At 31.7% G+C, this 6408-nt stretch carries 3 protein-coding genes; 1 reads left to right on the plus strand and 2 read right to left on the minus strand.

The features are described from left to right. Positions 1-329: 329 nt before the first annotated feature. A complete protein-coding gene (locus EM932_RS09400) occupies positions 330-1289 on the minus strand; it encodes an OmpA/MotB family protein (RefSeq protein WP_135876927.1) in 960 nt (319 codons plus the stop codon). 44 nt (positions 1290-1333) lie between these two features. Beyond that, the gene (locus EM932_RS09405; RefSeq protein WP_135876928.1) at positions 1334-2095 is read right to left on the minus strand and encodes an exodeoxyribonuclease III; all 762 of its coding nucleotides are present in this window, start codon (positions 2093-2095) and stop codon (positions 1334-1336) included. A gap of 287 nt (positions 2096-2382) precedes the next feature. Between EM932_RS09405 and EM932_RS09410 the strand changes: the two genes are divergently transcribed. Beyond that, positions 2383-5805, plus strand: a complete 3423-nt coding sequence (locus EM932_RS09410) for a hypothetical protein (protein WP_135876929.1) — start codon at positions 2383-2385, stop codon at positions 5803-5805. Positions 5806-6408 lie beyond the last annotated feature (603 nt).

The raw sequence follows: 6408 nt of genomic DNA on the forward strand, positions 1-6408 counted from the left end.
CCTCAACCTTAAATATTATCAATAATTTAGAGGAGGTGTAAAGATAAAAAACCTTTCAAGGTTTCAAAGCATGAGTGTTTGGAAGTTGAGAACTCTTCTGAAATTTATATTTTTTAATCTTCCTAATTTCGATAAAATCGAAATTGTCCTCCCTTTTTAAAACAAAGGGAGGAACAGTCCCATTTATATTTTAGTAAAAATTGGATGTTTATTAATTTATTTAATATTTGGCTCTCCTCTTTCTTCTGAACACTTATGGTTTTAAAATTATAATGACATTAATAATTTATGAGTTCCTGCCTTGGCAGGAATGCCAGAGAGATTAATTTTCAATTTTCGTTTAATAATTTAGATAGTTCGTCTAATTTTGGTGTTAAAATCACTTCAATACGTCTGTTTTTAGCTTTACCTGCTGCAGTTTCGTTACTTGCTATAGGAGCGTATTCACCACGTCCGGCTGCTGTTAAATTCTCAGGATTTATAGCTGCATTTTCTCTTAGAATATTTACAATAGCCGTAGCTCGTTTGGTTGATAAATCCCAATTACCACTTAACTGTGCATTACCCTTGTAAGGTACATTATCTGTATGGCCTTCTATTAAAACCGCTATGTCTGGATTATCACCCAGTACACTTCCTAATTGTTGTACCGCTCGTCGTCCTTCACTACCTACAGCCCAACTTCCTGAACTAAATAATAGTTTATTCTCCATAGACACATATACTTTTCCGTCGCGTTGTTCTACAGTTAATCCTTTACCTTCAAAATCTGTTAAAGCTCTTGAAATAGCATTCTTTAATTGTGTCATTGCTGCATCTTTTGAAGCAATAACGCTCTCTAATTCTGCCACTCGATTAGATCTATCTTCTAACTCCTTTTTAAGTCTTGCTAAACGTGCATTTTCGTCAGCTAAGGCTTGTTCTTTTGCTTCTAATTTAGCTAATAGTTCTCTATTCTTTTTAGAATTTCTCGCTATGGCGCTAGAACTATTTTTTTCTAAAGCATCGTAAGAATTTTTTAAGTTGTCGTAATTAGATTTCGCGGCGTTATAATCTGCTTGTAATTTATCGCGTTGTTGAACAGCTTCATCATAAGCTTTTTGAAGTTGTTTAAGTTCATTTTCCGCTGCATTTTTGGCACTTAAAAGTGCATCGTTTTCATTAGAAAGTTTTCTGTTTTCCTCTTTTAAATCACCATATTTGTCTTCTAGTTCTTTATATATTTTTGGCGATACACAAGACATTAAAAACGCTAAAGTTAATACTGTTAATAAGATTTTTTTAATCATTCCGTTTGGGTTCATTTGTTATTTACTTATTTATAAAATGTATTTTAATTATCTATTTCTACTAAAATTGGACAATGATCACTATGTACAGCTTCAGAGAGTATAACGGCTCTTTCTATTTTTTCTTGTAATGGTTCTGCAACCATGGCATAATCCAATCGCCAACCTTTGTTATTCGCACGGGCATTTGCTCGGTAACTCCACCAACTGTATTGCTGGGTTTCTGCATTTAAATATCTAAACGAGTCTATAAACCCGCTATCAATAAAACGTCCTATCCACTCACGTTCTACAGGTAAAAATCCAGACACACCTTTCATTTTAGGGTTATGGATATCAATCTCTTCATGACAAATATTATAATCGCCACAAACAACAAGATTAGGCAACTCTTTTTTAAGATTGTTTATATAATCTTGAAACATGGCCATGTATTCTAACTTATGATTTAAGCGTGCATCATTGGTTCCCGACGGCAAATACAAACTCATAACAGATACACCATCAAAATCGGCACGTATATTTCTACCTTCAAAATCCATAGATTCAATGCCTGTACCGTATTCTATATGATTTGGTTCTGTCTTACTTAAAATTGCAACTCCGCTATACCCTTTTTTTTGGGCACTAAACCAATAATTATATTTATAACCTGCTTCCACAAAAATATCTAAATCTAACTGCTCTTTTAATGCCTTTATTTCTTGTAAGCAAATAACATCTGGATTAGCACTTTTTAGCCAATCTACAAAGCCTTTGTTTATTGCCGCCCGAATGCCGTTTACATTATATGATATAATTTTCATTAGTTTATGGTTCTTGTTGTAATTATTTGCTGTAATTCACATAGTGAAATATTCTGACAAGCATCAAAATCGTTAATTATGCTCATTTCATCTAGCTAAAATAAATAATACGTTACTTTTACGCTATCAAATAAAAATTTATTTTTATTCAAATTCCCTATTTATCGTGAAAGACAAGTTTATAATATATTTTCAAGTTTCCTTGAAGGTATTATATTAGTTATTACAACAGGTTTAACGAATTATATTAACAAAATATTTTAAACTATTTGCAGTTTAAGTATATAATGAAGTTTATTGCATCAATTCTTATATTTTTAATTGGTTTTTGTGGATTTACTCAAGAGCCTGTTTCAAACTATAAAACGATAAAAGTTGCTGTAAAAAATTCTATTCGTATTGATAGTGTAAGTATAAATTCTAGCTCATTTTCAATAAGAAAAAAAGATAATACAATTATTGACTCAACTTTCTATTCAGTCGATTTTGCCAAAGCTCTTCTCACTTTTAAAAAGCCTATTGAAACCGATTCAATCATTATCAACTATTTAAGGTTTCCTGATTTTTTAACTAAGACCTATCAGCAACTAGATGAAGGTATTATTGTTGAAAACAATGAAAATCTCAAAAAATTATATAAACTGTCAAAACCAAACGATTCGAAGAATTTCACTCCTTTTGATGGTTTAACCACTTCTGGAAGTATTTCAAGAGGCGTTACTATTGGAAATAACCAAAATTCGGTTTTAAATAGCGAATTAGACCTTCAAATAACAGGGAAACTTAATGATAAGGTTTCTCTTAGAGCATCTATACAGGATGCTAATATTCCGTTACAAGAAAGTGGTTATTCACAGCGCTTAGATGAATTCGACCAAGTTTTTATTGAATTGTTTAGCGACCGTTGGAATGTTAGGGCTGGTGATATAGATTTGTTGAATACAGATTCTTATTTTGCAAGTTTTTCCAAACGTGTTCAAGGTTTATCTGTTAAGGCTAGATTAGGTGATGAAGATTCTCAAACCAATTTATTTGCTTCTGGAGCTATTGTACGTGGGCAATTTACAAGAAGCCAGTTTACAGCACAGGAAGGTAATCAAGGCCCTTACAAATTACAAGGACAAAATGGTGAATTATTTGTGTTAATTGTATCGGGTAGTGAAACGGTTTATGTAAATGGTATTGCCGTAAAACGTGGTGAAGACCAAGATTATATTATAGATTATAATGCAGGTGAAATTATATTCAACGCTACGTACCCCATTACTTCTGAAATGAGAATTACTGTCGATTATCAATTTAGCGAACGTAATTATTCACGCTTTGTAGCGTATGGGGGTGGACGATTTGAAAGTGACAAACTAAAAATTGGTGTTTCGGTATATTCTGAAAACGATGCAAAAAACCAATCGCTTCAACAAAACTTATCCGAAGAACAGGTTCAGGTATTATCTAATGCTGGAGATGATAGAAGTTTGATGGTAGCGCCCTCTGAAATTCAAGAAACTTTAAACGAAAATAGAATTTTATACAAGAAAGAGCTCATTGGTGGTGTAGAAGCTTTTGTTTTTTCGAATAGTCCTGATGATGAATTATATCGTGTTACTTTTACATTAGTTGGTGACAACCAGGGTGACTATATTTTAAGCAATACAACGGCTATTAATAATATTTATGAGTTTGTGGGAGTTTCTCAAGGGAATTATGCGCCCATTGTTCAATTAGTTGCTCCTACTAAGCTTCAAATTGCTGTGATAAATGGACATTATAAACCATCAGAAAAAACCAATATTATTTTTGAAGCTTCCGGTAGTAAAAATGATTTAAACTTATTTTCAGGTTTAAATGATGATGATAACGATGGTTTTGCTGGTAAATTAAATATTGAACAGAAACTCATTAAAAATGATAGCCTTTGGAGTTTAAGTGCTTTTGCTAATACCGATTATATTCAAGAGGATTTTAAAACGATAGAACGTTTATACAATGCCGAATTTAATCGTGATTGGAATTTAGAATTACCCTCTGGAAATCAAACCGTAATAAACTTAGGCGATCAAGTTTTGTTAAACTCTGGTTTTCGGGTTTTTCATCCCAATAAAGGGGCTATAAACTATCAATTTGAGCATTTAGGTTACTCTGAAAACTTTAATGGGAATAGGCATGTTGCCAATCTAAATTTGCGTCTAAATAAGTTTAGCATCTCATCTTATTCTAGTTTTTTAAATGCCAATTCTAATAGTAATACCTCAGCATTTTTAAGATCTTATAATCGTATTACTTATGGCATGCAAAAAAGCTGGTTAGGAAGTATATTAGTTATTGAAGATAATGAACAAAAAGATATTTCAACTGAGGTATTAACACCTTTAAGTCAGAAATTTAAATCCTACGAAGTATTTGTTGGAGTTGGTGATAGCACCAAAGTTTTTGCCGAAATAGGGTATAAAAACCGAGTAAATGATAGTATAAGAAATAACAAATTACAAAAAGTAAATACCTCCAATACATTCTATTTAGATTCGCGGTTAGTCAAAAATGAAAATACGAACCTATCTTTATATGCTAATTATAGAACTTTAAAAAATGAAGATAGTGAGGTTGAAGATGAACGCTCTATAAATTCCAGATTACAATTTAATCAAAAGCTTTTTAAACAAATGGTGCAATGGAATACCATTTTTGAAACTAATTCTGGAACATTGCCCCAACAAGATTTTACTTATGTTGAAGTTGAAGCAGGTCAAGGTACATATACCTGGATTGATTATAATGAAAATAGCATTCAGGAACTTGAAGAATTCGAAATTGCCCAATTTCAAGATCAAGGGAAATACATAAGAGTCCTTTTACCTAATCGAGTTTTTATAAAAACACATCAAAACAGGCTAAGTCAAACACTCACAATTAACCCTTCTCAATGGGCTGTCAGCAAAAGTAAATCAAAAAAATTCTGGTCTCATTTTTATAATCAAATCAGTTATTTAATTGATAGAAAGATAAGACGAGAGGGTAATAGCTTTAATCTCAACCCTTTTGAAAATGACGAAGCAGGTCAGTTAGGGTTACAATTAAATTTTAGAAATGTTTTATTTTTTAATAGAGGTAAACAACATTACACAACGTCTTATACTTATCTTGATAATACAACCCGAAATATTCTATCTGTTGGGTTCATTGAAAACGGGTTAAAAAGTCATCAACTCAATTTCAATCATAAAATTGCCGAAAGTTGGCTAATAAATATACTTTCATCTTTTAACACGAATGAAAGTATTAGCGAAAACTTTGCAAGTAAAAATTATAATTTTGAAGAGCAGCTCTTTAATCCAAAATTGTCTTATTTATTTAATGACAATTCCAGTTTTGATATATTTTATCAGTATGCAAGCAAAGATAATACGATAGGCAACCTAGAGTCTTTAGAGCAACAAAAATATGGTGCGTCTTTTACTTTAGCCAACAGTCAAAAAAGTGCTATAAATGGTGAGTTTAATTATTTTTCAAATATCTTTAATGGTAATCCCAACACACCTGTTGCTTATCAAATGTTAGAAGGGTTACAGCCTGGTAAAAACTTTACATGGACTCTACTGGCTCAAAAAAAACTAACTGCTTTTCTCGACCTTAATTTAAGTTATTTTGGAAGAAAAACAGAAACCAGCAAAACCATACATACAGGTTCTATTCAATTAAAAGCTTATTTTTAGAATTACCACTTGGGCTTCTCTTAAAAAAGACACGAATTACACAAATTTATACTAATCTATCACACTATGGTTACATAATATTGGATATGGACTAAACATGAACACGAATCCTAGACCTATATAAATTTGGGATCAGTCTATAGACAGATTAATTAACATGAGCTCGACACAAATTTCAATAGACAAATAGTATTATATTAACGTCAGTTTCTATGTTAAAAACCAAATAAAAAGGCATTATTATGTTATTTTATTGCAATAAAAGCCTACGGAACAAATCTGAGTTCCGATTTTTTTTTGCCCTATTTCTTTAATAACCTACATCCCAGACTTCTATCAACAGACTAATCTTTAGCTGTTAGCTGCAATTTTGTATTATGGATAAGTAGGAAGGGGGCTGTAAACTCGATTAAAACAGACGTTTCAAAGATTGAATGCTGCAACTCACGTGAACAGATCTCCCATCCATTAAAGGCTTATAAGTTACAAGAATATTTTTGTTGGTGCTTCCATACGAATCTCACCCTGTTCATTAACTTTTTGGCAATTCTAATAATTGCCCTGTTCCCTTTCATTGTTTTGCATAAATTGATGTAATTTAGG

This window comes from Flavivirga rizhaonensis (genome assembly GCF_004791695.1).
Lineage (GTDB): Bacteria > Bacteroidota > Bacteroidia > Flavobacteriales > Flavobacteriaceae > Flavivirga > Flavivirga rizhaonensis.

What these genes read in the sequence shown, in the direction of transcription:
- EM932_RS09400 (WP_135876927.1), bottom strand. Translation starts at nt 1,289, where the DNA reads ATGATTAAAAAAATCTTATTAACAGTATTAACTTTAGCGTTTTTAATG.
- EM932_RS09405 (WP_135876928.1), bottom strand. Translation starts at nt 2,095, where the DNA reads ATGAAAATTATATCATATAATGTAAACGGCATTCGGGCGGCAATAAAC.
- EM932_RS09410 (WP_135876929.1), top strand. Translation starts at nt 2,383, where the DNA reads ATGAAGTTTATTGCATCAATTCTTATATTTTTAATTGGTTTTTGTGGA.